This window comes from Streptomyces glomeratus, from assembly GCF_021462825.1.
GTDB classification, from domain to species: Bacteria; Actinomycetota; Actinomycetes; order Streptomycetales; family Streptomycetaceae; genus Streptomyces; species Streptomyces glomeratus.
The window spans coordinates 33,621-56,961 of record NZ_JAKEEB010000004.1 but is presented as its reverse complement, the minus strand read 5'-3'; the positions used below and the strand labels follow the sequence as shown (position 1 = coordinate 56,961).

The window sequence follows — 23,341 nt, the reverse complement described above, 5'->3', positions numbered from 1 at the left end:
TCCCAGCTGTACGAGAGGTGTCTCACTGATGTCTGGAATCCGCCTAACGGCGGCGATATCAACAGGATTGATGCTGATTGCCGGAGCTGCACCGACCGCGCATGCGGCGCAGACGGCAGCTACCGGGACCGCCACTCGTCCCGCTGCCGTACCGGGGGCCGCCGCCGCGACCGTGCGGCTGGTGACCGGTGACCGGGTGACCGTGACGACGCTGCCCGGCGGGCGGCGCGCCGCGTCGGTGCAGCCAGGACCCGGGCGCGAGCACATCCCCTTCAAGACGCTGGAAGGGGACGACAAGGCGCTGACGGTGATTCCCTTCGACGCCGAGGCACTCGTGTCCGCCGGTGCCCTGGACCGGCGGCTGTTCGACGTGACGGAGCTGATCGCCGATGGCTACGACGAAGCCCACGCCTCCGCACTGCCGCTGATCGTCTCCTCGGCGTCCGCGCCCGGCGGGGCCAGGGCCGGCGCGCAGGCGGCGAAGACCGCCGCGGCCACGGCCGACCGGCTGATGGCGCTCAACGCGGCAGCAACGCCCTCCCGCAGCCTGGAGAGCATCCACGCGCGGTCCTTGCGGGTCGCCGACGACGACCTGGGCAGGTTCTGGAAGACGCTGGATCCCGGCGGATCGTCGGACGCCGCCCGGGCCGCAGTCACCCCGCGGATCTCCCTGGACGGCAAGGTCAAGGCGGCGCTGGACCGCAGCACCGCCCAGATCAACGCTCCCACTGCATGGAAGGCCGGCTACGAGGGCCAGGGCGTCAAGGTGGCCGTGCTCGACACCGGCGTCGACGCCGGTCACCCCGACCTGGTCGGCCGGATCGCGGAAGCCGAGGACTTCTCCGGCAGCGGGAACACCGTCGACCACTTCGGCCACGGCACGCACGTCGCCTCGATCGTCGGCGGCACGGGCGCCGCTTCCGGCGGGACCCGACGCGGTGTCGCGCCCAAGGCCGACCTGCTGATCGGCAAGGTGCTGGACGACAACGGCTACGGCTCCGAGTCGGGCATCATCGACGGCATGGAGTGGGCGACCGCCGAGCACGCCAAGGTCGTCAACATGAGCCTCGGGTCGGACGAGCAGACCGACGGCACCGACCCCCTCAGCCAGGCCGTCGACAACCTGACCGCCTCCACCGGCACGCTCTTCGTCATCGCGGCGGGCAACTCGGGCCCGGGCCAGTCGACCGTCGGCACGCCCGGCGCAGCCGATGCCGCGCTCACCGTGGGCGCCGTCGACCGCGACGACTCCCTGGCCTCCTTCTCCAGCCGCGGCCCGCGCTTCGGCGACGACGCGGTCAAGCCCGATGTGACCGCCCCCGGCGTGGGCATCGTCGCCGCCCGCGCGGCCGGCACCACGCTGGGCGACCCGGTCGACGCCAACTACGTCGCGCTGTCCGGGACCTCCATGGCCACCCCGCACGTCGCCGGCGCCGCCGCGCTGCTGGCCCAGCAGCACCCGGACTGGAACGCCAGGCAACTCAAGGACGCCCTGATCAGCACGGCGCACACGGTGCCCGGCACCAAGGTGACCGAGCAGGGCGGCGGCCGCATCGACCTGGCCGCGGCCATGGGCCCGGTCACCGCCACCGGCTCCGTCACCCTCGCCCCGCTGACCATCGGTGGCACCCAGGGGCAGCAGCAGACCGCCACCCTCCGCTACACCAACACCGGCGATCACCCGCTCACCCTCTCCCTGGCCGTCGACCTGGCCACCGAGGCCGGCCGGGCCATCCCCGACGGGGTCGTCAGCCCCGACTCCGGCACCGTGCAACTGGCTCCCGGTGCCACCGCCGACGTGCCGCTGCGCACCGACGCCACGCACGCCGTCCGCGGCAAGTTCTACGGATACATCACCGCGAAGTCCGCCGACGGCACCGTGCTCGCCCACACCACCGTCTCCCTCGTGGTGCACGCCCCCCAGCACCGGCTCACCGTGGTCTACCGCGACCGCGACGGCCGGATCGTGCCCGGCTCACTGCCGACCATCTGGGGCCCCGACGGGTTCGTGAACTACACCGACCGCGACGCGGGAGTCGCCGTCGTCGAAGAGGGCACTTACTACCTCAGCTCCGGTTTCTACGACCGGACCGATGACGGCGAAGAGGCCGGGGAGATCGTCGACCCCGAGGTGAAGGTCACCAAGGACATGACGGTGACGCTGAATGCCGCCGATGTCTCCGAGGTGAAGATCCGCACGCCTCGTCCCGCCGAGCAGCACGGCGTCCTCAGCACCACGTTCCACCGCCAGATCGACGGTCACGGACTGCTTCAGGGCGCCCTGTTCTTCGATACCGTCAAGCGGCTCTATGTCAGCCCCACCGCTCCGGTCACCGACGGTGCCTTCGAGTTCTCCTCACGCTGGCAGATGACGGCTCCGCAACTGCGGGCCAAGGTCTCGGGCGGCTCACAGGAGTTCACCCCGTACTACCAGGTGACCTCCCCGGTCTTCGGGGATCGGGGTGCGCGGCTGACCGCCGTGGCCGCCGGCATGGCGGTGGCGCCCGACTTCCGCGCGGCGCGCGGCAAGCTGGCCGTCGTACGGGACGACAACTCCGCCTGGTACGACCGATGGGCCCTCCCGCGGGCCGCGGCGGCCGCGGGGGCCAAGGCGCTCCTGGTCGTGCAGCCCGAGGGCTTCTCCGACTGGACCCGATGGCAGCCGAACGGTGACCGGATGGCGCTGCCCACCATGCAGACCTCCTGGAAGAACGGGACGGCTCTGCTGGAGAGCGTGAAGAAGGGCACCACGACGGTGGAGTTCTCCGGCACGGTGAACAGCCCGTATCTGTACGACGTGATGCAGGTCTCGAAGGGCTCCATCCCCAAGCAGGTGGTCTACACCGTCTCCGATCGAAACAGCGGGGAGGTCCACAGCACGTACACCCGCACCGGTGCCTCGGCCTGGGCGAGCGAGCAGCGTTTCGCATGGAGGCCGTTCCAGGACACCGCATGGAACCAGTACAGCCGCTACGTTCCGGTCGGCCAGGAACGCGTCGAGTACGTGAGCGCCGGAGACACGCTGTGGCAGCACGTCGTGCACCACAACATCGTCGACAACGTCGACTTTCCGTTGATGGCCGGCATGCACGACGCCCCGCACACCTACCAGCCCGGCCGGCGCGCCACGGAGCGGTGGTTCGGAGCAGTGGTCCGCCCGTCGATCCCGCGTGATGAGCCCCTGCCGTCGGTGCGCAACGGCGACACCCTGTCGCTGCACGTTCCGGACTTCGACGACTCCGGCACCGGCCACTGGTCGTTCGCGGAGAGCGACCCCTTCGGCGGAATCGGCGGCGGCGTCGGCGCGGCCTTCGTGAACGACACGTCCACGATGGCGCTGTACCGGAACAAGGAGCAGATCGCCACGTCCGGCAACGGCGCATGGGGCAACTTCGAGGTGCCCGCCGGAGACGCCGCATACCGGCTGGACCTGACGACCGCCCGCGTCTCGGACGACTGGCACTTCGGCACCGGCACGCACACGTCGTGGACCTTCCGCTCGAACACCGCGGCCGGCGCGACCCTGCTGCCGCTGCTCCAGCTCGACTACGCCGTACCGGTCGACGCGCAGAATGCGGTGGGCCCGGTGCGCACACACGACCTCGGTGTGACCGTCCGCATGCAGGACGGCATGGCAGCCCCGCGCGGGGTGACGCTCAAGGTCGAGGCGTCGTACGACGACGGGAGGAGCTGGACCACCGCGCGCACGGCGCAGCGCGGCGGCGACGGGCGGTTCACCGCCACCGTGGAGCGGCCGTCGAGCGTGCACGGCGACGCGTATGTGACCCTGCGGGTCACCGCCACGGACGCCGCGGGCGACAGCGTCCAGCAGACCGTGAACCGCGCCTACGTGCACCACGGGAGCGCATGAGCCGCCGTGAACGCTGACGCGGACCGATCCGGCTGAACCACGGCGGGTGCCAGGGCCCTGAGGGCTCCGGCACCCGCCGTGGCCATCTGCGGCCCGCCCGGTCAGCAGGCGAACGACGAATGCCGGCGGTCAGTCAACCGTCGGGGCCGGAGTGAGCCCCGTCGGGCACGAGGCCCCCCAGTTCGTCTCGAACGGGTCACCCAGCAGGACCCCCGTCCCACCGAGCCCGCAGTAGCCCGCCGGGTTCTTGTCCAGGTATTGCTGGTGATATGCCTCGGCCGGGTAGAAGTCGCGGCCCTGTGCCGGGAGCAGTTCCGTGGTGATGGTGCCGTAGCCGGAGGCCGTGAGGACCTTCTGGTAGGCCTCGCGGGAGGCCTCGGCGGCGGCCTGCTGGGCGGGGGAGTGGGTGTAGATCGCCGAGCGGTACTGCGTGCCGACGTCGTTGCCCTGGCGGAAGCCCTGCGTGGGGTTGTGGGACTCCCAGAAGACCTGGAGCAGTCGGTTGTAGGAGATCTTGTTCGGGTCGTAGACCACGCGGACCGCCTCCGTGTGGCCCGTCAGGCCCGAGCAGACCTCCTCGTAGGTCGGGTTCTGGGTGTAACCGCCCTGGTAGCCGACCAGCGTGGTGTGGACGCCCGAGGGCAGCTGCCAGAACTTGCGCTCGGCGCCCCAGAAACAGCCCAGGCCGAAGTCGGCGATCTCCAGCCCCTCCGGGTAGGGGCCGAGGAGCGGGGTGCCCAGCACCGTGTGCCGCTCGGGGACCGCGAAGGCCGGCTCCGGGCGACCGCGCAGGGCCTGCTCGGGGGTCGGCAGCTGGGGCGTACGGCTGTGCAGGAACATGCGGTCTCCACTGGGTCACGGGGGTGGGATCCGTGTACCTCAACGTGCGCGTCGACCCGGGAATTCCGGGCCCGGCCTCAGTGCGGCAGCGTCGCCGGGCTTCCCCCGTTGGCCTCGTACCCCGCAACCGCCAGGGCGCGGTACACCGCGTAGTCCGCGGCCGGGTCGGCGGTCAGCGTCCAGGGGAGCGCGCCCACGTGGCCGTCCACGTGGACCAGCTGGGCCATCGCCTCCGCCCAGCGTTCGCCGCGGACGAGGAAGAACACCAGGAGGTGGCGGACGTGCGCGAGCATCGGGTCGTCGGGGCGGGCCGACTGGAGCGCGTAGAGCGCGCCGTGGACCGCCTTCGTCACGACCTCGCTCCGGTAGAAGCTGCTGACCAGGTTCACCTCGGGCAGGTGCTCGAAGACCGCGAAGAGCGGCATCGCCGCCAGCAGTGAACCCTGGGGTGCACGCGCCGCGGCCGCCTCCGCGAAGGAGTACGCCAGCTCCCGTGAGCCGTGCCACTTCTCGCACCAGTAGTGCAGGGCCGCCAGGTGCGCTCCCATGTGGGCGGGCGCGCGGTCCAGGATCCTCAGCCAGAGCTGCTCGAACTCCGGCTGCGGGTAGGCCAGCCCGCGGGCGACCGACAGCTCGACGATGTACGGGACGGGGTCACCGGGGGCCAGCAGCGCCGCCTCCGCGCACGCCGATCTCGCCTCCTCCATGATGATCCGGAACTCGTCCGTCCCCGGTGTCGAGGTGCGCCACGCCTGCTGCACCAGGAACTCCGCGTGCACCGCCGCGCCGCCGGGGTCCTTCGGGGCCTCGGCGCGCCACACCCGCAGCCACTGGCCGCCCGGCGTCTCGCTCACCCCGCCGGGCCGCTGCCGGAGCTCCAGGGACGCGGCTCCCGCGAAGGCCTGCACACGCTGCCAGCGTGTCTCGCCCTCCGTCTCCGTGCCGGCCAGGAGCTGCGCGGCCGCCCGGTAGTCCTGAGTGCGCTGCACCACGTCCAGGACGTCCAGCAGATCCTGGTCCGGGCCGGGCATCCGGACGTCCAGCTCCTCCTGGCGCGCAAAGCCGTAGTTCGCCGGGTCCGCGGCGTCAGGGTCGCCGGGCGCGACCTGCTGGATACCCGAGCGCCTGCGCATGAGAACGGGCAGCAGAACCATGCTGAAGAGGGCCAGCGCCATCAGGACCCAGAGAATCACCATGACTCAAGCGAACCAGACGGGGCCGACACCGTGCCAACCCGGTCGCCGAACCTGTGGAAAACGGCCTTCGGCCGTGCGGTCCCTCATCCAGGCGGCGGGCGCACTACCCTCGGTGCACATGAGTGACAGGCACATCAGCGAACACTTCGAGACCCGCGCGATCCACGCGGGGAACACCGCCGACCCCCTCACCGGTGCGGTCGTCCCGCCGATCTACCAGGTCTCCACCTACAAGCAGGACGGTGTCGGCGGCCTGCGCGGCGGCTACGAGTACAGCCGCAGCGCCAACCCCACCAGGACCGCCCTGGAGGAGAACCTCGCCGCCCTGGAGGGCGGCCGCCGCGGCCTCGCGTTCGCGTCCGGACTGGCGGCCGAGGACTGCCTGTTGCGTACGCTGCTCCGCCCCGGCGACCACGTGGTCATCCCGAACGACGCGTACGGCGGCACCTTCCGCCTCTTCGCCAAGGTGGTCTCCCGCTGGGGCGTGGAATGGTCGGTCGCCGACACCAGCGATCCGTCCGCCGTACGAGCCGCCCTCACCCCGAAGACCAAGGCCGTGTGGGTGGAGACCCCCTCCAACCCGCTGCTCGGCATCACCGACATCACCGCCGTCGCCCAGATCGCCCGTGACGCGGGCGCCCGGCTGGTCGTCGACAACACGTTCGCGACCCCCTACCTGCAGCAGCCGCTGTCGCTCGGCGCGGACGTCGTCGTGCACTCGCTGACCAAGTACATGGGCGGCCACTCCGACGTCGTCGGCGGTGCGCTGATCGTGCAGGACCAGGAACTGGGCGAGGAGCTGGCCTACCACCAGAACGCGATGGGCGCGGTCGCCGGCCCCTTCGACTCCTGGCTGGTGCTGCGCGGCACCAAGACGCTGGCGGTCCGCATGGACCGGCACAGCGAGAACGCGACGAAGATCGCCGACATGCTCACCCGGCACGCGCGCGTGACCGGTGTGCTCTACCCGGGCCTGCCGGAGCACCCCGGTCACGAGGTGGCCGCGAAGCAGATGAAGGCGTTCGGCGGCATGGTCTCCTTCCGGGTCGAGGGCGGCGAGGAGGCGGCCGTAGAGGTCTGCAACCGGGCCCAGGTCTTCACGCTCGGCGAGTCCCTCGGTGGCGTCGAGTCGCTGATCGAGCACCCGGGGCGCATGACGCACGCGTCCGCGGCCGGCTCGGCCCTGGAGGTGCCGGCCGACCTGGTCCGCCTGTCCGTGGGCATCGAGAACGTCGACGACCTCCTCGAGGACCTCCAGCAGGCCCTCGGCTAGGTGGAGCGGCCTGGTCTCACCAGTCGCTGATCGGTGGAGTCGTCGTCGAGGGCGGCTCCACCCAGGGGCGGGCCATCGCCGCCCAGACCGCGAAGGCGACGGCGGCGGCGAGCAGCGCCAGCCACAGCAGGCGGCGTGCCAGGGCCCGGCGGCGCAGCATGCGGCTGCCGCGCCGGACCACCTCCGCATGGAGGCCGGGCGGCACCGGGGGCGGCGTGCGTTCCAGCAGCCGCCGCACGGCGGCCTCCCGCTGGGGCAGGTTCATCGACACCCTCCGGTCCGTCCCTGCCGCCGTGTGCCTCACGACGGAGCCACCTCGGCCTCCAGCGCCGCCGGTGCCGGGTCCTGCGGCGGGTGCAGCAGTGTCGCCGTCGCCCGGGCGCAGATCGCCTGGACGCGCTGGGCGGGCAGGCCCAGCAGTGCCGCCGTCTGTTCCTCGGCGACACCCTCGTAGAGCCTGAGGACGATGATCAGGCGCTGCTGGGGTGTCAGGCCCGCGAGGGCGCTCCCCGAGTGCGGCCGGTGCCGTCCGAGCAGCCCGTACCGGTGCCACGCACTGTGCGCGAAGCGGGTGGCCAGCCCGCGACGGGCCCGGTCGTAGGGGTCCTCGCCGCGCAGCCCGTCCCAGGAGGTGTAGGTCTCGGCGAGGGCAAGGGTCAGCAGGCGCCGCGCGCGTGGGTTGTCGTCCGGGGCCTCGGCGGTCAGCAGGGTGGCGGTGTGCAGCAGCCGCCCGGCCGCGCCCGCGACGAACGCCTCGAACTCGCGGGCCCGGCGGGCGCCGTGGGCCTCATGCCGTTCTCGCACCGCACCTCCCGCCTGAGGGCGACCCTGAGGGAACGGGACCCGGCGCGCGGCGGCGGTCGCGCACCCACGACCAGGGGGCGTGAACGGCGCGCGGTACCGCGTACGACAGGACCCGGTCTCATATGAAACCGGTCACGCCTTCGGGTCAAGAGCCGGGGCGCATCGGTACGCGCGCGTGTGCCGTCGTGAGCACGAACGGCGCGCCCCGGGGGCTCAGGAGGCCGGCTGCGACTCCGCCACCGGGCCTGCCTGGGCGGCCTGCCGGGCGGAGAGGGCGACGTTGAACCGCGTGAGGAGGGCGCAGAACGACTCGCGCTCCTGCGGCGTCCAGTCGTGCGTCAGTTCGGCCATCAACTGGCGCCTGGAGCACCGTACTTCCTCCAGGCGGGACAGCCCGCGCGGGGAGAGCTGGAGCACCACCGCGCGACCGTCCTCCGGATGCGAGGTGCGCTTGACGAGACCGGTGTCGACCAGCGGGGCGACCTGCCGGGTGACCGTCGAGGAGTCGATGCCCATGCTCGCCGCGAGCGCCTTGACGCCCATCGGCCCCTCCTTGTCGAGGCGGTTGAGCAGCAGGTACGCGGCGCGGTCCATGGAGTTGCGCACCTGCCCGACCCCGCCGAGCCGCGTCTGTTCGGCACGGCGTGCGAACACCGCGACCTCGTGCTGCAGCGTGTCCAGGAGACCGGGGTCACCGACGATCGTCATGTCCATCGACATATCAGGTGTTGTGGGCATGGCCGGGGGCTCACTTCATGCGTGGGGAGCTGGGTTGGGGGACAGGGTACGCGGCCCGGGCGCGGGCCGTACCTGCGCTGAGGAAACCCGTCCCGGGGCTTGGTCACACCCGCTGCCGGCGGGGGCGAGCTGCGAGACTGGTGGTCATGAGCTACAGCACGGCCGATCCCTTGCCGACGGTGACGCTGGACGACGTCCGCGGCGCCCAGAAGATGCTCTCGGGGGTGGCTCGTGTCACCGCCATGGAGGGCAGCAGGCATCTGTCCCGGCTGGTCGGCGCGCCGGTGCACCTCAAGTGCGAGAACCTCCAGCGGACGGGGTCGTTCAAGCTGCGCGGCGCCTATGTGCGGATCGCGGGGCTGCTGCCCGAGGAGCGGGCGGCGGGCGTGGTCGCCGCGAGCGCCGGCAACCACGCGCAGGGGGTCGCCCTCGCGTCCTCGCTGCTCGGTGTGCATTCCACGGTGTTCATGCCGAAGGGCGCCGCACTGCCGAAGATCAGCGCGACGCGCGAGTACGGCGCGGACGTACGGCTGCACGGCCAGGTGGTGGACGAGACCCTGGCCGCGGCGCAGGAGTACGCGTGCGAGACCGGCGCGGTGTTCATCCACCCCTTCGACCACCCCGACATCGTCGCGGGCCAGGGCACGGTCGGGCTCGAGATCCTGGAGCAGTGCCCCGAGGTGCGCACGATCGTCGTCGGCGTCGGCGGCGGTGGACTGATCGCGGGCATCGCGACCGCGGTGAAGGCGCTGCGTCCGGACGTGCGGGTGGTGGGCGTGCAGGCGAAGGGCGCGGCCGCGTATCCGCCTTCGCTGGCGGCCGGACGCCCGGTGTCGGTGGGGAACCCGGCCACCATGGCCGACGGCATCATGGTGGGCCGGCCCGGCGATGTGCCGTTCCGGATCGTCCGCGACCTGGTCGACGAGGTCCGTACGGTGTCCGAGGACGCGCTGTCCGCCGCGCTGCTGCTCTGCCTGGAGCGGGCCAAGCTGGTCGTCGAGCCGGCCGGCGCGAGCCCTGTGGCGGCGCTGATGAGTGAGCCGGACGGCTTCGAGGGCCCGGTGGTCGCGGTGCTGTCCGGCGGGAACGTCGACCCCGTGCTGATGCAGCGCATCCTGCGGCACGGCATGGCCGCGCAGGGCCGCTACCTGGCCGTCCGGCTGCGTCTGACCGACCGGCCGGGGGTTCTGGCCTCGCTGCTCGGGGTGCTGTCGGCGGCGGACGCCAACGTCCTCGATGTGAGCCACGTACGGACCGACCCACGGCTCGGGCTGACGGAGGCGGAGGTGGAGCTGCACCTGGAGACGAAGGGTCCCGCGCACTGCGCCGAGGTCGGTCACGCCCTGCGCGACGCCGGCTACACGGTCATCGACTGAGCCACCCCGAGACTCGCCGGTCTCCCCGCCCGGTCATCGGGTGCCGGACGGCCGGCCACTGGTGATGCCCGCCTGCCAGGCGATCTTGGCGGCCTGCAGACGGCTGCGCACACCGAGCTTGCGGTAGATGCTGTGCAGATGGTCCTTGGCCGTCTCGGGACTGATGGTGAGGATCTGCGCTATCTCCGGGTTGGAGAGGCCGTCACCGGCGAGCGCGAGCACCTCCAGCTCCCGCGCCGAGAGGGCACCCAGCACAGCCCGGGCCTCGGTCCGTGCCGGGCACTCGCACGATGCGCAGGCGCGCACGGCGACGGCTCCCGGAACGCTCCGGAGCTTCGTGCTCTCTTGTGGGCTGCGGTCAACAAGGCCGATGTTCATCACGCGTATCCCCCTGGTTGGAAAGGCGCTGCGCCGGCTGCCGCGCAGTCACCAACGCACGCGGGTCAGGCGTGCATCCGGATCACGACTGTAGGGGGTGGCCCTCGAACGCCAGGTGATGATTCGGTGAATGGATCCTCCGGACGCCCGGAGGACGGCCGCCCGGCCCTGCAGGGGCCCGGAGGAAGACCCCCTGGGCGGGGGATGTCGGCGCGGGCTCCATGGCATGGATGATGCCCGAGCAACCCCGGGGGCTCGGAGGTGCCTCCGGCACCGATGTGAAACGGGGGATCGATGCTCAAGCACAAGCGACGGATGGGTGCTGTCGCCGCGGCGGTCGCGGCGGTGGCGATGATCGGCGGAGCGCCCCAGGCGATGGCCGCGACCCAGGCGTACGAGCTGGACGCGTGGACGCCGAAGATCTATGCGCACGAGGTCGTCGCCAGCGCCCACTACGCGGGCTACAAGAGGGTCTGCGTCTCCCTCCTGGGTGAGACGTTCGAGGGCTGGGTCGAGCTCAAGAACAACTGCGTCAATGTCTCGCCCGGCTCCGTGGGGAGCGTGGTCACGTCCGTCAAATGCCCCACGTACGGATCGTTCAAGACCTGGGTGATCGGGAAGAGGCCGAACGGCCACAGTGATGTGAAGAGCAGCGGCGGAGTCTTCCTCGAGTGCAGGCGGTGAGGCGGACGATCCCGGTCGTCCGGCCCCGGCCGCCCGCCGCGTGACGAGACCCCGGCGCCCCCACGGGGCCGGGGTCTCGTCATGTCCCGCTTCTCAGCCGGAGTACGGCTCGGCCTTCAGGATCTTCACCGTGGCCTTCTTGCCGTTCGGCAGCTCGTACTCGGCGTCCTCGCCGACCTTCTTGCCGTTCACGCCCGTCCCCAGCGGGGACTGCGGCGAGTAGGTCTCGATGTCGGAGCTCGCGTACTCGCGGGACGCCAGCAGGAAGGTCAGGGTGTCGTCCTCGTCGCCGTCGAAGGCGATCGTGACGACCATGCCCGGCGCCACAGCACCGTCGGCCGCCGGGGCCTCGCCGACCTTGGCGTTCTCCAGGAGCTGGGTCAGCTGGCGCACACGGAGCTCCTGCTTGCCCTGCTCCTCCTTGGCCGCGTGGTACCCGCCGTTCTCACGCAGGTCCCCCTCCTCGCGCGCGGCGGCGATCTTGGCGGCGATCTCCGTGCGCGCGGGACCAGAAAGGTACTCCAGCTCGGCCTTGAGCTGGTTGTACGCCTCCTGGGTCAGCCAGGTGACGTTCTCGCTGGTCTGGGTCACAGGTGCTCCTCGTCGGTACTGGGAATACAAAGCATCGCCCTACCCAGAAGAATGTTCCTTCACGGGTGGGCGAAACCACGAGCCTAACAATTCAGCGGCGAAAGGGGGAGGACATAAGCCATCAGAATTACGTCGACCCAGGTCAGCGGCCATGTGACACGGGACGAGTCAGTCGGCGTGGCAGCCGAGCAGCTCCGCCGTGCTGCCCTGGGCCGTGGTACGGAGCGTGACCACCTTGTCGATGCGCGTGGCGTGTCCGCCGAACCGGAAGTCCGCGCGGCCCACCTCGGTACCGTCCGCCGACTGGGAGCGCAGGGTGCAGTAACCGGCCGTGTCCGCGTCCTTGCGGACCTCGAGATGGATCCTGACCGAGTCGTGCGCGGCCTCGAAGGTGATGACCTCGGCGCCGATCTTGTTCTGGGCCACGTAGTGGTACGCGAACCAGCCGACGATCGCGAGCAGCAGCGCGCCCAGCACACTGCCGACGATCTTGAGGGTGCGGTCGGCGCGCTCGTCCGCGGAGCGGCCGTAACGGCCCTCGGGCAGCCGCGTGCTCGCCGTGCTCATGACCGTCCTCTCGGCAGGAACGGGACGAACGTCCCGGAAGGGGGCCCTCCGGGACCGGACCCGGAATTATTCGCGCCCCGGTTCGGTCACTATAGAAGCCGCCCGTCGCGTCGTTTCACACCGGGCGCCGACTTGCCGACTTACTGAGGATCGAGTCTTGACTGACCAACTGCGACTGATGGCCGTGCACGCCCACCCCGACGACGAGTCGAGCAAGGGCGCGGCCACCATGGCGAAGTACGTGTCCGAGGGGGTGGACGTGCTGGTGGTGACCTGCACGGGCGGGGAACGCGGCTCCATCCTCAACCCGAAGCTCCAGGGCGACACATACATCGAGGAGCACATCCACGAAGTACGCAAGAAGGAGATGGACGAGGCCCGGGAGATCCTGGGCGTCCGGCAGGAGTGGCTCGGCTTCATCGACTCCGGCCTGCCGGAGGGCGACCCGCTGCCCCCGCTGCCCGAGGGGTGCTTCGCCCTGGAGGACGTCGACAAGGCGGCCGGAGAGCTCGTCCGCAAGATCCGCGCCTTCCGCCCGCAGGTGATCACCACCTACGACGAGAACGGCGGCTACCCGCACCCCGACCACATCATGACCCACAAGATCTCGATGGTGGCGTTCGAGGGCGCGGCGGACACCGAGAAGTACCCGGAGGCGGAGTTCGGCCCGGCGTGGCAGCCGCTGAAGCTCTACTACAACCAGGGCTTCAACCGCCCGCGCACCGAGGCGCTCCACAAGGCGATGCTCGAGCGCGGCCTGGAGTCGCCCTACGGCGACTGGCTGAAGCGGTGGGACGAGTTCGAGCGCGTCGAGCGCACCCTGACCACCCATGTCCCGTGCGCGGACTTCTTCGAGATCCGCGACAAGGCGCTGATCGCGCACGCCACGCAGATCGACCCCGACGGCGGCTGGTTCCGCGTCCCGATGGAGCTGCAGAAGGAGGTCTGGCCGACGGAGGAGTACGAGCTGGCGAAGTCGCTCGTGGACACCTCCCTGCCGGAGGACGACCTCTTTGCGGGCGTCCGCCGTCCCTGAGGGACAATGCCTGTCATGAGCGCAAGCGTGAGCCTGGCAGTGACGCATCTGATCCCCCTCGCCGAGGTGGACCAGAACAAGGTCACCCCCGGCGTCCTCGGCTTCATCGTGTTCGCGGTGATGGCGCTGGCCGTGTGGGGTCTGATGAAGTCGATGAACAAGCACATGCGCAAGGTGGACTTCGAGGAGACCGACGCCTCCGGCGAAGCAGCCGCGCGCAAGGACCAGGGCGCGCCCAAGGCCCGGCGGGGCTGATCCGGCCTTCGCTTCCCCCGGCCCGCGGTGTCGTGGACGGTCTCGGCCGGCCGGCACCGCCGGGCCGCTCCGGCACGCCCCGCGGTGGGGCGCGCCCGGCCGTTCCGCGGTCCTCCGTGGTGACCGGCGCCGTGGGAGAGTGGGGGAGTGAACCGACTGGCCCATGAGACGTCCCCGTACCTGCTCCAGCACGCAGACAACCCCGTCGACTGGTGGCCCTGGTCGGCGGAGGCCTTCGACGAGGCGCGCAAGCGGAACGTGCCCGTCCTGCTGAGTGTCGGCTACAGCAGCTGCCACTGGTGCCATGTCATGGCGCACGAGTCCTTCGAGGACCCGCAGACCGCCGCCTACCTCAACGAGCGCTTCGTCAGCGTCAAGGTCGACCGCGAGGAACGCCCCGACGTAGACGCCGTCTACATGGAGGCGGTCCAGGCGGCCACCGGCCAGGGCGGCTGGCCCATGACCGTCTTCCTCACCCCGGACGCCGAGCCGTTCTACTTCGGCACCTACTTCCCGCCCGACCCCCGCCATGGGATGCCCTCCTTCCGGCAGGTCCTCCAGGGCGTCCACCAGGCGTGGGCCGACCGCCGGGAGGAGGTGACCGAGGTCGCCGGGAAGATCGTGCGGGACCTCGCCGGGCGCGAGTTCCCGTACGGCGACACCCGCACCCCCGGCGAGGAGGAGCTCGCCCAGGCCCTGCTCGGCCTCACCCGTGAGTACGACCCGCAGCGCGGCGGCTTCGGCGGCGCCCCCAAGTTCCCGCCGTCCATGGTCCTCGAGTTCCTGCTGCGCCACCACGCCCGCACCGGCTCCGAGGGTGCCCTGCAGATGGCGCGGGACACCTGCGAGCGCATGGCGCGCGGTGGCCTCTACGACCAGCTGGGCGGCGGCTTCGCCCGCTACTCCGTGGACCGCGACTGGGTGGTGCCGCACTTCGAGAAGATGCTCTACGACAACGCCCTGCTGTGCCGTGTGTACGCGCACCTGTGGCGTGCCACCGGATCCGCACTCGCCCGCCGGGTGGCCCTGGAGACCGCCGACTTCATGGTGCGCGAACTGCGCACCGCCGAGGGCGGCTTCGCCTCCGCACTCGACGCCGACAGCGACGACGGTACGGGCCGGCACGTCGAGGGTGCCTACTACGTGTGGACGCCCGCACAGCTCGCCGAGGTCCTCGGCCCGCAGGACGCCGAGCTCGCGGCCCAGTACTTCGGCGTGACGGACGAGGGCACCTTCGAGCAGGGTGCTTCGGTGCTCCAGCTCCCCCGGAGCGAGGGTGTCTTCGACGCGGACAGGGTCGAGTCGATCAGGCGCCGCCTCTTCGAGGCGAGGGCCGGACGCCCGGCCCCGGGCCGGGACGACAAGGTGGTCGCCGCCTGGAACGGCCTCGCCGTCGCCGCCCTCGCGGAGACCGGCGCGTACTTCGACCGCCCCGATCTCGTGGACGCCGCGATCGGTGCGGGCGACCTCCTGGTACGGCTGCACATGGACGAGCAGGCGCGGCTCGCCCGTACCTCGAAGGACGGCCGGGCGGGCGCCAACGCGGGCGTGCTGGAGGACTACGCCGATGTCGCCGAGGGCTTCCTCGCCCTGGCCTCCGTCACCGGCGAGGGCGTCTGGCTGGAGTTCGCCGGGCTTCTGCTCGGCCAGGTGCTGACCCGGTTCACCGACGAGAGCGGGGCGCTGTACGACACCGCCGCCGACGCCGAGAAGCTCATCCGCCGCCCCCAGGACCCCACCGACAACGCCGCCCCGTCCGGCTGGACCGCCGCCGCCGGCGCCCTGCTGGCGTACGCCGCCCAGACCGGCGCCGAACCCCACCGCACCGCGGCGGAGCGGGCGTTGGGTGTCGTCAAGGCGCTCGGCCCGCGGGTGCCCCGGTTCATCGGCTGGGGGCTCGCCGTCGCGGAGGCGCTCCTCGACGGGCCGCGCGAGGTCGCGATCGTCGGCCCGTCCCTCGACGACCCGGCGACCAGGACCCTGCACCGCACGGCGCTCCTGGGCACCGCTCCGGGCGCGGTCGTGGCCGTGGGAACTCCGGAGAGTGATGAGTTCCCGCTCCTTGCCGACCGAGTTCCAGCCAATGGTGAACCCACGGCATACGTCTGCCGCAATTTCACATGTGATGCGCCGACCACGGATCCCGAGCGTCTCCGCAGGGCGCTGAGCGGCTGAGACGCCGCAGGGAAACGCGTTGTTCCAGACGTCGGGAACGGGCGTGTGCTCCGGGTAGATCCCTGTAGACGGGCGACCGTTACGAAACACGCTATTTATCGGAAGAGCTCCCGGACTTCACAATTCCCACCTACTCTCTCCACGGTGAAGCGACAGGAGTGACTCGCTGTCGCGACAGGGGGGTTCTGGGGATCTGGGGGGATCTTTTCCTTGCTGACGTCTGTCTTAATCGCTGCCGTATCGCTGGCACTGTTCTGGATGGCGGCCTTCACCCTGTGGTGGCAGATGCACGCGTGGCGCACGCCCGAGGTACTGGCCTCCACCCGGTTCGGCAGCCCGGACGGTGCCGAGCATCTGTCGTTCTCGCTGCTGCTGCCCGCGAGACACGAACAGGCCGTGCTCGACCACACCATCCAGCGGCTGCTGGAGTCCAGCCACACCGACTTCGAGATCATCGTGATCGTGGGGCACGACGACCCGGAGACCACCGAGGTCGCCAGGAAGGCCGCGGCCCGCGACGGGCGCGTCCGCGTCGTCGTCGACCACCACGAGAAGAAGAACAAGCCGAAGGCCATGAACACGGCGCTGCCGCACTGCCGCGGCGATGTCGTCGGGGTCTTCGACGCCGAGGACCAGGTCCATCCGGAGCTGCTCGCCCATGTCGACCACGCGTTCCGCACCACGGGCGCCGACGTCGTCCAGGGCGGGGTGCAGCTGATCAACTTCCACTCCAGCTGGTACAGCCTGCGCAACTGCCTGGAGTATTTCTTCTGGTTCCGCTCCCGGCTGCACCTGCACGCGCAGAAGGGGTTCATCCCGCTCGGCGGCAACACCGTCTTCGTGCGCACGGACGTGCTCAGGGAGGCCGACGGCTGGGACCCCGACTGCCTGGCGGAGGACTGCGACCTGGGGGTGCGGCTGTCCAGCGTCGGCAAGAAGGTCGTCGTCGCCTACGACTCCGACATGGTGACCCGGGAGGAGACCCCCGGCTCGCTGATGTCGCTGCTCAAGCAGCGCACCCGCTGGAACCAGGGCTTCCTCCAGGTGTACCGCAAGAAGGACTGGAAGCAGCTCCCCGGCCTCGGGCAGCGGATGCTCGCCCGGTACACCCTGATGACGCCGTTCCTGCAGGCCTTCTCCGGTGTCATCATCCCGCTCAACGCGGGCGTGGCCCTCTTCCTGGACGTGCCGGTCGGCATCGCCTTCCTCACCTTCCTGCCGCTCGTCACCGCGGCGGTCACCTTCGTCTTCGAGGTGGTCGGGCTGCACGACTTCGGCAAGCAGTACGGGCTGCGCGTCCGCTTCGTCCACTACGTGAAGCTCATCGTGGGCGGTCCCTTCTACCAGGTGCTCCTCGCGGGCGCCGCGGTCCGCGCCGTCTGGCGCGAGCAGCGCGGCCGCAACGACTGGGAGCTGACCAGCCACGTCGGCGCGCATCTGCACACGGCCGCCGTGATCCGCGAGACCCGAGAGGACGTTCCCGCGTGACCTCCACTCTTCCCGCGGCGACCGGCACAAAGGTCCCCGCGCAGGACACACCTGTCCCCGAATCCGTCCCCGGCTCCCCTCCGGTGTTCCGTTTCCGCAGCTCACGGCCGGATCTGGTGCTGTGCGGGGTGCTCCTCGCGGCGATCCTGACGGTGCAGGGCTGGAACATCGCCGACTACCCGACCCTCAGCGACGACGAGGGCACCTACCTCGCCCAGGCCTGGGCCGTGCAGAACGGCCACGGGCTCGCCCACTACACCTACTGGTACGACCACCCGCCGCTCGGCTGGATCCAGATAGCCCTGCTGACCTGGCTGCCCTCGCGCATCGACCCCTCACTGATGACGGTCGGCGGTATGCGCCCGGCGATGCTGCTGGTGAGCGCGGTGAGCGCGGTCCTCGTCTACATCCTTGCCCGGCGCCTGAGGCTGCCCGTCTGGGCGGCGGGGTCGGCCATGGTCCTGTTCGGGCTCTCGCCGCTGTCGGTGGTGCTCCAGCGCGAGATCTTCCTCGACAACCTCGCGGTGATGTGGACGCTCCTCGCGTTCACCCTGGCCGCGTCCCCGAGCCGTCACCTCTGGCATCACTTCGGCGCGGGACTCGCCGCCGCGGCCGGCGTCCTCACCAAGGAGACGATGCTCGTCGTCCTGCCCGCCGTCTTCCTCACCATGTGGCGCCACAGCCACCGGGACACCCGCAAGTTCGCGCTCACCGGCGCCGTCACGGCGTGCGCCCTGATCGGGCTGTCGTACCCGCTCTTCGCCCTGCTCAAGGGTGAGCTGCTGCCCGGAGCGGGCCATGTCTCCCTGTGGGACGGCGTCGCCTACCAGATGAGCCGGGCCGGTTCCGGATTCCTCCTCGACCCGGGCTCCGGCTCCTACGGCGTACTGCACTCCTGGCTCTACTACGACCGGGTCCTGCCGCTCGGCGGTCTCGCCGGAGCGCTGCTGCTCCTGCTCACCTGGCGCTGGTCGGTCACCGCACGGGCGCTGGCCGGGCCCGCGCTCGCCGTCGCGATCCTCACCCTGGTCGCGATGCGGCCGAGCGGCTATCTGCCCGCGATGTACGTCATCCAGGCCCTGCCGTTTCTCGCCCTGGTCCTGGCGGGCTCCGCCGCGAGCATCGCCCACGGGGTGCTGCACAGGTGGCGCCGCAGGACCGAGCGGCCCGCCGTCACCTGGGCGCGGTACGCCGTGGCGGCGCTGCTCCTGGCCGCCGCCGGGGCGTACGTCGTGCCCCGCTGGTACGACGGCGACCGCACCGCCGTCACCGCCGACGCAAACGCCTCCTACCGGGCGGCCTCCCACTGGCTCACCAGCGAGGTGCAGGACCCGAAGGACACCCGCGTCCTCGTCGACGACGCGCTCTGGCTCGACCTCGTCCACGCCGGATACCGGCCAGGGCTCGGCGTCATCTGGTTCTACAAGGCCGACCTTGACCCCGCGGTGACCAGGACCATGCCGCACGGCTGGCGCGACCTCGACTATGTGGTCGCCTCCCCGACCGTCCGGCGCGACGCGGTCGACCTGCCGGGCGTCATGGCCGCGATCAAGCACTCCACGCCGGTGGCCACCTTTGGCACCGGCCCCGACCGGATCGAGATCCGCAGGGTTGACCAGGCCGCGGGAGGCGACCGATGAGCCAGGAATCCACCGCCCCCGGCGAGCTGGGCGATCCGGCGGTACGGGCCGCCGAAGTGCCCGAACCGGGCGCCGTCACCATCGTCGTACCGACGTTCAACGAGTCGGCCAACATCCGCGAACTGCTGCGCCGGATCACCGAGTCGGTACCGTCCCGGCTGCCCTGCGAGGTCGTCTTCGTCGACGACTCCACCGACGACACCCCCGATGTGATCTTCCGCGAGGCGCAGGACTGTCCGTTCCCGGTCACCGTGCTGCACCGGGACGAGCCGGCCGGCGGGCTCGGCGGGGCCGTGGTGGAGGGCATGAAGGCGGCCGGCTCCGACTGGATCGTCGTCATGGACGGCGACCTCCAGCATCCGCCGTCCCTGGTACCGGAACTGATCGGCACCGGGGAGCGGGCGAACGCCGGGCTGGTCGTCGCCTCCCGCTACATCAAGGGCGGCAGCCGCGCCGGGCTCGCGGGCGGCTACCGTATCGCCGTATCCCGCGGCGCGACCTGGCTCACCAAGTCGCTCTTCCCGCGCCGGCTGCGGGGCATCAGCGACCCGATGAGCGGCTTCTTCGCCGTCCGCCGCAGCGCGGTCACCGCGGAGACCCTCCAGCCGCTCGGCTACAAGATCCTCCTCGAGCTGGCCGTGCGCAGCAGACCGCGCAGGGTCGCCGAGGTGCCGTTCGTCTTCCAGGACCGGTTCGCGGGCGAGTCGAAGTCGACCGCGCGGGAGGGCTTCCGTTTCCTGCGTCATCTGGCCGGGCTGCGCACCGCCTCGCCGATCGCCCGCATGGTCGCCTTCGGGCTGATCGGCGCCTCCGGTTTCGTACCGAACCTGGCGGGCCTGTGGGGGCTCACCCGGCTCGGTCTGCATTACGTTCCGGCGGAGATCCTCGCCAACCAGCTGGGCGTGGCCTGGAACTTCCTGCTCATGGAGCACCTGCTGTTCCGCGAGCGCCGCCGCCACCGCCACTGGTGGGACCGGGTGGGCCGGTTCGCGCTGCTCGCCAATGCCGACCTGGTGCTGCGTATCCCGCTGATCGCCCTGCTGGTGCACGAGTTGGGGATGGGCGCGCTGCCGGCCACCGCGTTGGCGCTGGTGATGACGTTCGTCCTGCGCTTCGTGGGGACCGAGGCGCTGGTCTATCTGCCGCGCCGGGGGCGGAAGGCCGAAGGACGGGGCACCGCCGAAGAGCCGAGGCCCGCCGCGGACGGGAGCCGCACAGCGAGGAGGACCCTGTGAAGACCGTTCGCAGACTCCGCGTCCTGCGCAGACGCAGAACCGCCCTGCTCGCGGTGACCGGCCTGACCACGGGCCTGCTGCTGACCTCGCCGCAGCCCGCGTCCGCCGCCAACCTCGTGAAGAACCCCGGCTTCGAGACCGCCGGCACCGACGGGATGCCGTACTGCTGGGAGAGGTCCGGCTGGGGCGACAACGACTTCACCTTCACCACCACCGGGGACGCCCACACGGGAAGCAAGGCCATGAAGGTCGAGCTGACCCGCCGCGTCGACGGTGACCGCAAGGCACTCATCACCGAGTCCGCGAGCTGCGCGCCCGTGGTCACCCCGGGCAAGCAGTACGACCTGTCGCTCTGGTACGAGTCGACCACCCCCGACACCGCGATCACCCTGTTCCGGCACGACGCGACGGCCGGCTGGCAGTACTGGACCGACCTCAAGACGCTGGACATGAGCGCGGGCTGGGCTGAGGCGAGCGTCCGGACCCCCGAGGTGCCCTCCGGCACGGACCTGATCACCTGGGGTGTCTCGGTGTACGGCACCGGGTCCGTGACCACCGACGACTACACGATGGAGCAGGTCGCCGATCCGTTGCCGCCCGCGCAGTGCACCGGTACCACGGATCAGTGCGCCAACGGCCGCTGGCAGGTCCTGCCCGCGCAGAACCCCGTCCGTTCCATGCACTCCGTCGTGCTCGACAACGGCAAGGTGCTGCTGATCGCGGGCTCCGGCAACAGCGAGGAGAACTTCGACGCGGGCACGTTCACCAGCGCGGTCTACGATCCCTCGGACGGCTCGTACAAGGTGATCCCCACCCCGAAGGACATGTTCTGCGCCGGGCATGTGCAGCTGCAGGACGGGCGGGTGCTCGTCATGAGCGGCAACAAGGCGTACCCGGTCGTGGGCGGACACGGCTACGAGGGGTTCAAGGACTCGTACGTCTTCGACCCGAAGACCGAGACCTACACCAAGACCAACGACCTCAACGACGGCCACTGGTACCCGTCCGCGACCGAACTCGGCAACGGTGACGTGATCTCCTTCGGCGGGCTGCGCGAGGACTCCACCGGCTCGGTGACGACCGAGTACTGGTCGGACCGGGGGCAGCAGTGGCAGCCGCTGTGGAAGGTCAACCAGACCTGGTCGTACTGGGGTCTGTACCCCTCGATGATCCTGATGCAGGACGGCCGCCTCTTCTACTCGGGCAGCCATGTCTTCGGAAACAACATCCCGGGCACCGGCTCGGCGATCTACGACTACGGCGCCAACACCGTCACGCAGATCCCGGGCCTGCGGAACAAGGACGAGCGCGACCAGTCGGCGAGCGTGCTGCTGCCCCCGGCCCAGGACCAGAGGGTCCTCACCCTCGGCGGCGGCAACATCGACTCCAACCCGGACGCGAACCGGCTCACCGACCTGATCGACCTCAAGCAGGCCCGCCCGTCGTACGTCGCCGGGCCGCCGCTCCCGCAGGGCACCGTCGACCTCGGCAACGGCAAGGCCGCGGAGACCGGCGGGCAGGGCAAGATGTACGTCTCCGCGGTGCTGCTCCCCGACGGCAAGGTGCTGGAGACGGGCGGCGCCCTGCACAACCGGGCGGACCCGGTGTACGAGTCCTCGATCTACGACCCGGACGCCGGCACCTTCGACCCCGTCGCCGCCGACCCCGAGGCCCGCGGCTACCACTCCTCGGCGTTCCTGCTGCCGGACGGCAGGGTGATGGCGACGGGTGACAACCCCGGCAACGGGACGTGGAACCACAACGTGTCGATCTACTCGCCGCCGTACCTGTTCAAGGGCACCCGTCCGACGATCACCTCGGTCATCCAGGCGGAATGGACGTACGGCACCACGCAGCGCATCACGGTCGACCGGCCCATCGCGAAGGCGGAACTGATCCGCCCGGCGGCGGTCACCCACTCCTCCGACCCCAACCAGCGGTTCGTGGACCTGCCGCTGACGGTGGACGGCGAGAACGTCGACCTGAACGTGACGAGCAACCCCAATCTGGCCCCGCCCGGCTGGTACATGCTCTTCGCGGTCGACGCGAACGGCGTCCCGTCGGTGGCCCGGTGGATCCACCTGAGGGGCCCGGCGGCCCTCGGCGCGGACACCCCCGCGGCCCACGTCCACTCCTTCGCCGACTCGCCGGCGGGCAGGACCACCGGTGCCGGACAGAAGCGCACGTCGCAGAAGGTGAGCACGACCATCTCCGGCTGCGACCGGCACTACGGCTCGGTCAATGTGTGTGTGCCGACCGCGTTCCCGCCCGGGGTGAAGAGGACGACGGCCGCGCGCTGCGCCTGGCTCGCGCGCAACGACTACGGCCGGCTCCGGGTCAACGGCAAGGACGACCCGCTCGGCCTCGACCCGAACAGGGACGGGGTGGCCTGCGGGAAGGGCGACGCGCGGAACGGCCGCTAGGAGGGTGCTAGAAGGGTCTGAAAAACCCCCACCTAGGCCCGGGTCGGGAACTCCGTCAGGGCGCGCTCCACGATGGCCTCCAGCTGGTCGTGGTGCGCGCCCTTCCAGTAGGCGCGGCCGCAGGCCCGGCAGCGCGCGAAGACGTCGTACGAACGGCGTGTGCCGTGTTGGAGCTGGTCGGCGACCTCTTCCTTGCTGGCGTCGCGGAGCACGCCGTTGCACGCGGTGCACCGGGTCCACGGCCGCAGCTCGGGGGCGAACCGGTCGAGCACGTCCCGGAGTTGGTCGTCCGGCCGGGTGCTGTAGACGAAAGCACCCGCCCACAGCTCGCGGCGGCGCAGCAGCCCCCGGTCGCGGCTGAGCATCACCCGCCGCTCGGCCGCCGAGCGGGTGGCGAGGGCCGGGTCGCCGATGTCGGTCGACTCGTAGGCCGCGTCCACGCCGAGCAGCCGCAGCCGGCGGGCCAGGGTTCCCAGGTGGACGTCCAGGAGGAAGCGGAGCGGGGCGCCGGGCACCTGCTGGGGGCGCTGCACGGGGCAGACCTCGACCCGCTCGCCGGCGGCCGGGACGTGGGAGAAGGGCGAGGTGCGGCCGTCCACGAGGAGCGCTCCGACCTCGGTCAGCGGCACGCCCAGCGACTCGACGACATGGCCGAGTGTGGAGGCGCCGTCGGTGACGACCGCGGTGGCGCGCCCGCGCCGGGCGTGCGGGACGAAGAGCCCCAGCGCGGGGGCGAACTCGACGTGGATCTCGGGTCCGTTCACCGGCTCA

Annotated in this window: 20 protein-coding genes; 11 read left to right on the top strand and 9 right to left on the bottom strand. The window is 71.0% G+C overall.

Annotated features, from left to right (window positions below; all coding sequences use genetic code 11):
• Positions 1 to 28 precede the first annotated feature (28 nt).
• Entirely contained in the window at positions 29 to 3,871 is a 3,843-nt protein-coding gene (locus LZ604_RS05990; RefSeq protein WP_234513177.1) for a S8 family serine peptidase, read from the top strand.
• Positions 3,872 to 4,000: 129 nt separating this feature from the next.
• Here LZ604_RS05990 and msrA read toward each other — a convergent pair whose 3' ends face one another.
• Together msrA and LZ604_RS05980 are read right to left on the bottom strand one after the other, a co-directional pair.
• Positions 4,001 to 4,711: a peptide-methionine (S)-S-oxide reductase MsrA gene (gene msrA, locus LZ604_RS05985; RefSeq protein WP_234513176.1), complete on the bottom strand. Its 711-nt coding sequence runs from the start codon at positions 4,709 to 4,711 to the stop codon at positions 4,001 to 4,003.
• Between the two features lie 77 nt (positions 4,712 to 4,788).
• Complete coding sequence (locus LZ604_RS05980) at positions 4,789 to 5,907, bottom strand: hypothetical protein (protein WP_234513175.1); 1,119 nt, start codon at positions 5,905 to 5,907, stop codon at positions 4,789 to 4,791.
• Between the two features lie 118 nt (positions 5,908 to 6,025).
• On the opposite strand from LZ604_RS05980, the gene LZ604_RS05975 reads away from it, so the two are divergent.
• Positions 6,026 to 7,180, top strand: a complete 1,155-nt coding sequence (locus LZ604_RS05975; protein ID WP_234513174.1) for a cystathionine gamma-synthase — start codon at positions 6,026 to 6,028, stop codon at positions 7,178 to 7,180.
• Positions 7,181 to 7,196: 16 nt separating this feature from the next.
• Here LZ604_RS05975 and LZ604_RS05970 read toward each other — a convergent pair whose 3' ends face one another.
• The 3 genes from LZ604_RS05970 to LZ604_RS05960 all read right to left on the bottom strand — a co-directional run bounded on the left by LZ604_RS05970 (position 7,197) and on the right by LZ604_RS05960 (position 8,704).
• Positions 7,197 to 7,445, bottom strand: coding sequence for a hypothetical protein (locus LZ604_RS05970; RefSeq protein WP_234513173.1), 249 nt, complete (start codon positions 7,443 to 7,445; stop codon positions 7,197 to 7,199).
• Positions 7,446 to 7,480: 35 nt separating this feature from the next.
• Positions 7,481 to 7,984 (bottom strand): sigma factor-like helix-turn-helix DNA-binding protein, encoded by a 504-nt coding sequence (locus LZ604_RS05965; protein WP_234513172.1) that lies wholly within the window; start codon positions 7,982 to 7,984, stop codon positions 7,481 to 7,483.
• 213 nt (positions 7,985 to 8,197) lie between these two features.
• Positions 8,198 to 8,704 (bottom strand): MarR family winged helix-turn-helix transcriptional regulator, encoded by a 507-nt coding sequence (locus tag LZ604_RS05960; protein WP_372482099.1) that lies wholly within the window; start codon positions 8,702 to 8,704, stop codon positions 8,198 to 8,200.
• Between the two features lie 164 nt (positions 8,705 to 8,868).
• Between LZ604_RS05960 and ilvA the strand changes: the two genes are divergently transcribed.
• Positions 8,869 to 10,098: a threonine ammonia-lyase gene (gene ilvA, locus LZ604_RS05955; RefSeq protein ID WP_234513170.1), complete on the top strand. Its 1,230-nt coding sequence runs from the start codon at positions 8,869 to 8,871 to the stop codon at positions 10,096 to 10,098.
• 33 nt (positions 10,099 to 10,131) lie between these two features.
• Here ilvA and LZ604_RS05950 read toward each other — a convergent pair whose 3' ends face one another.
• On the bottom strand, positions 10,132 to 10,404 hold the full coding sequence (locus LZ604_RS05950) for a response regulator transcription factor (RefSeq protein WP_234513168.1): 273 nt from the start codon (positions 10,402 to 10,404) through the stop codon (positions 10,132 to 10,134).
• Positions 10,405 to 10,791: 387 nt separating this feature from the next.
• Between LZ604_RS05950 and LZ604_RS05945 the strand changes: the two genes are divergently transcribed.
• A complete protein-coding gene (locus LZ604_RS05945) occupies positions 10,792 to 11,160 on the top strand; it encodes a hypothetical protein (RefSeq protein WP_234513167.1) in 369 nt (122 codons plus the stop codon).
• A 93-nt stretch (positions 11,161 to 11,253) separates the two neighbouring features.
• Here the strand turns inward: LZ604_RS05945 and greA are convergent, their stop codons facing one another.
• A complete protein-coding gene (gene greA / locus LZ604_RS05940) occupies positions 11,254 to 11,751 on the bottom strand; it encodes a transcription elongation factor GreA (RefSeq protein ID WP_234513166.1) in 498 nt (165 codons plus the stop codon).
• 168 nt (positions 11,752 to 11,919) lie between these two features.
• Positions 11,920 to 12,318, bottom strand: coding sequence for a DUF4307 domain-containing protein (locus tag LZ604_RS05935; protein ID WP_234513165.1), 399 nt, complete (start codon positions 12,316 to 12,318; stop codon positions 11,920 to 11,922).
• Positions 12,319 to 12,475: 157 nt separating this feature from the next.
• On the opposite strand from LZ604_RS05935, the gene mca reads away from it, so the two are divergent.
• From mca to LZ604_RS05900, 7 genes are all read left to right on the top strand, one after another.
• On the top strand, positions 12,476 to 13,354 hold the full coding sequence (gene mca, locus LZ604_RS05930) for a mycothiol conjugate amidase Mca (RefSeq protein WP_234513164.1): 879 nt from the start codon (positions 12,476 to 12,478) through the stop codon (positions 13,352 to 13,354).
• Positions 13,355 to 13,369: 15 nt separating this feature from the next.
• The gene (locus LZ604_RS05925; RefSeq protein ID WP_234513163.1) at positions 13,370 to 13,609 is read left to right on the top strand and encodes a hypothetical protein; all 240 of its coding nucleotides are present in this window, start codon (positions 13,370 to 13,372) and stop codon (positions 13,607 to 13,609) included.
• A 147-nt stretch (positions 13,610 to 13,756) separates the two neighbouring features.
• A complete protein-coding gene (locus LZ604_RS05920) occupies positions 13,757 to 15,784 on the top strand; it encodes a thioredoxin domain-containing protein (protein WP_234513162.1) in 2,028 nt (675 codons plus the stop codon).
• Positions 15,785 to 15,994: 210 nt separating this feature from the next.
• Positions 15,995 to 17,272 carry a glycosyltransferase gene (locus LZ604_RS05915; RefSeq protein WP_234513161.1) on the top strand — a complete coding sequence of 426 codons (1,278 nt, stop codon included), beginning with the start codon at positions 15,995 to 15,997 and terminating at the stop codon, positions 17,270 to 17,272.
• The gene (locus LZ604_RS05910; RefSeq protein WP_234513160.1) at positions 17,269 to 18,912 is read left to right on the top strand and encodes an ArnT family glycosyltransferase; all 1,644 of its coding nucleotides are present in this window, start codon (positions 17,269 to 17,271) and stop codon (positions 18,910 to 18,912) included. Before LZ604_RS05915 ends, LZ604_RS05910 begins: the two co-directional genes overlap by 4 nt.
• Positions 18,909 to 20,147: a glycosyltransferase gene (locus tag LZ604_RS05905; RefSeq protein WP_234513159.1), complete on the top strand. Its 1,239-nt coding sequence runs from the start codon at positions 18,909 to 18,911 to the stop codon at positions 20,145 to 20,147. Before LZ604_RS05910 ends, LZ604_RS05905 begins: the two co-directional genes overlap by 4 nt.
• On the top strand, positions 20,144 to 22,570 hold the full coding sequence (locus LZ604_RS05900; RefSeq protein ID WP_234513158.1) for a galactose oxidase family protein: 2,427 nt from the start codon (positions 20,144 to 20,146) through the stop codon (positions 22,568 to 22,570). The genes LZ604_RS05905 and LZ604_RS05900 overlap by 4 nt, the downstream gene beginning before the upstream one ends.
• A gap of 32 nt (positions 22,571 to 22,602) precedes the next feature.
• On the opposite strand, the gene LZ604_RS05895 is transcribed toward LZ604_RS05900, so the two are convergent.
• The gene (locus LZ604_RS05895) at positions 22,603 to 23,334 is read right to left on the bottom strand and encodes a Mut7-C RNAse domain-containing protein (RefSeq protein ID WP_234513157.1); all 732 of its coding nucleotides are present in this window, start codon (positions 23,332 to 23,334) and stop codon (positions 22,603 to 22,605) included.
• Between the last annotated feature and the right edge of the window lie 7 nt (positions 23,335 to 23,341).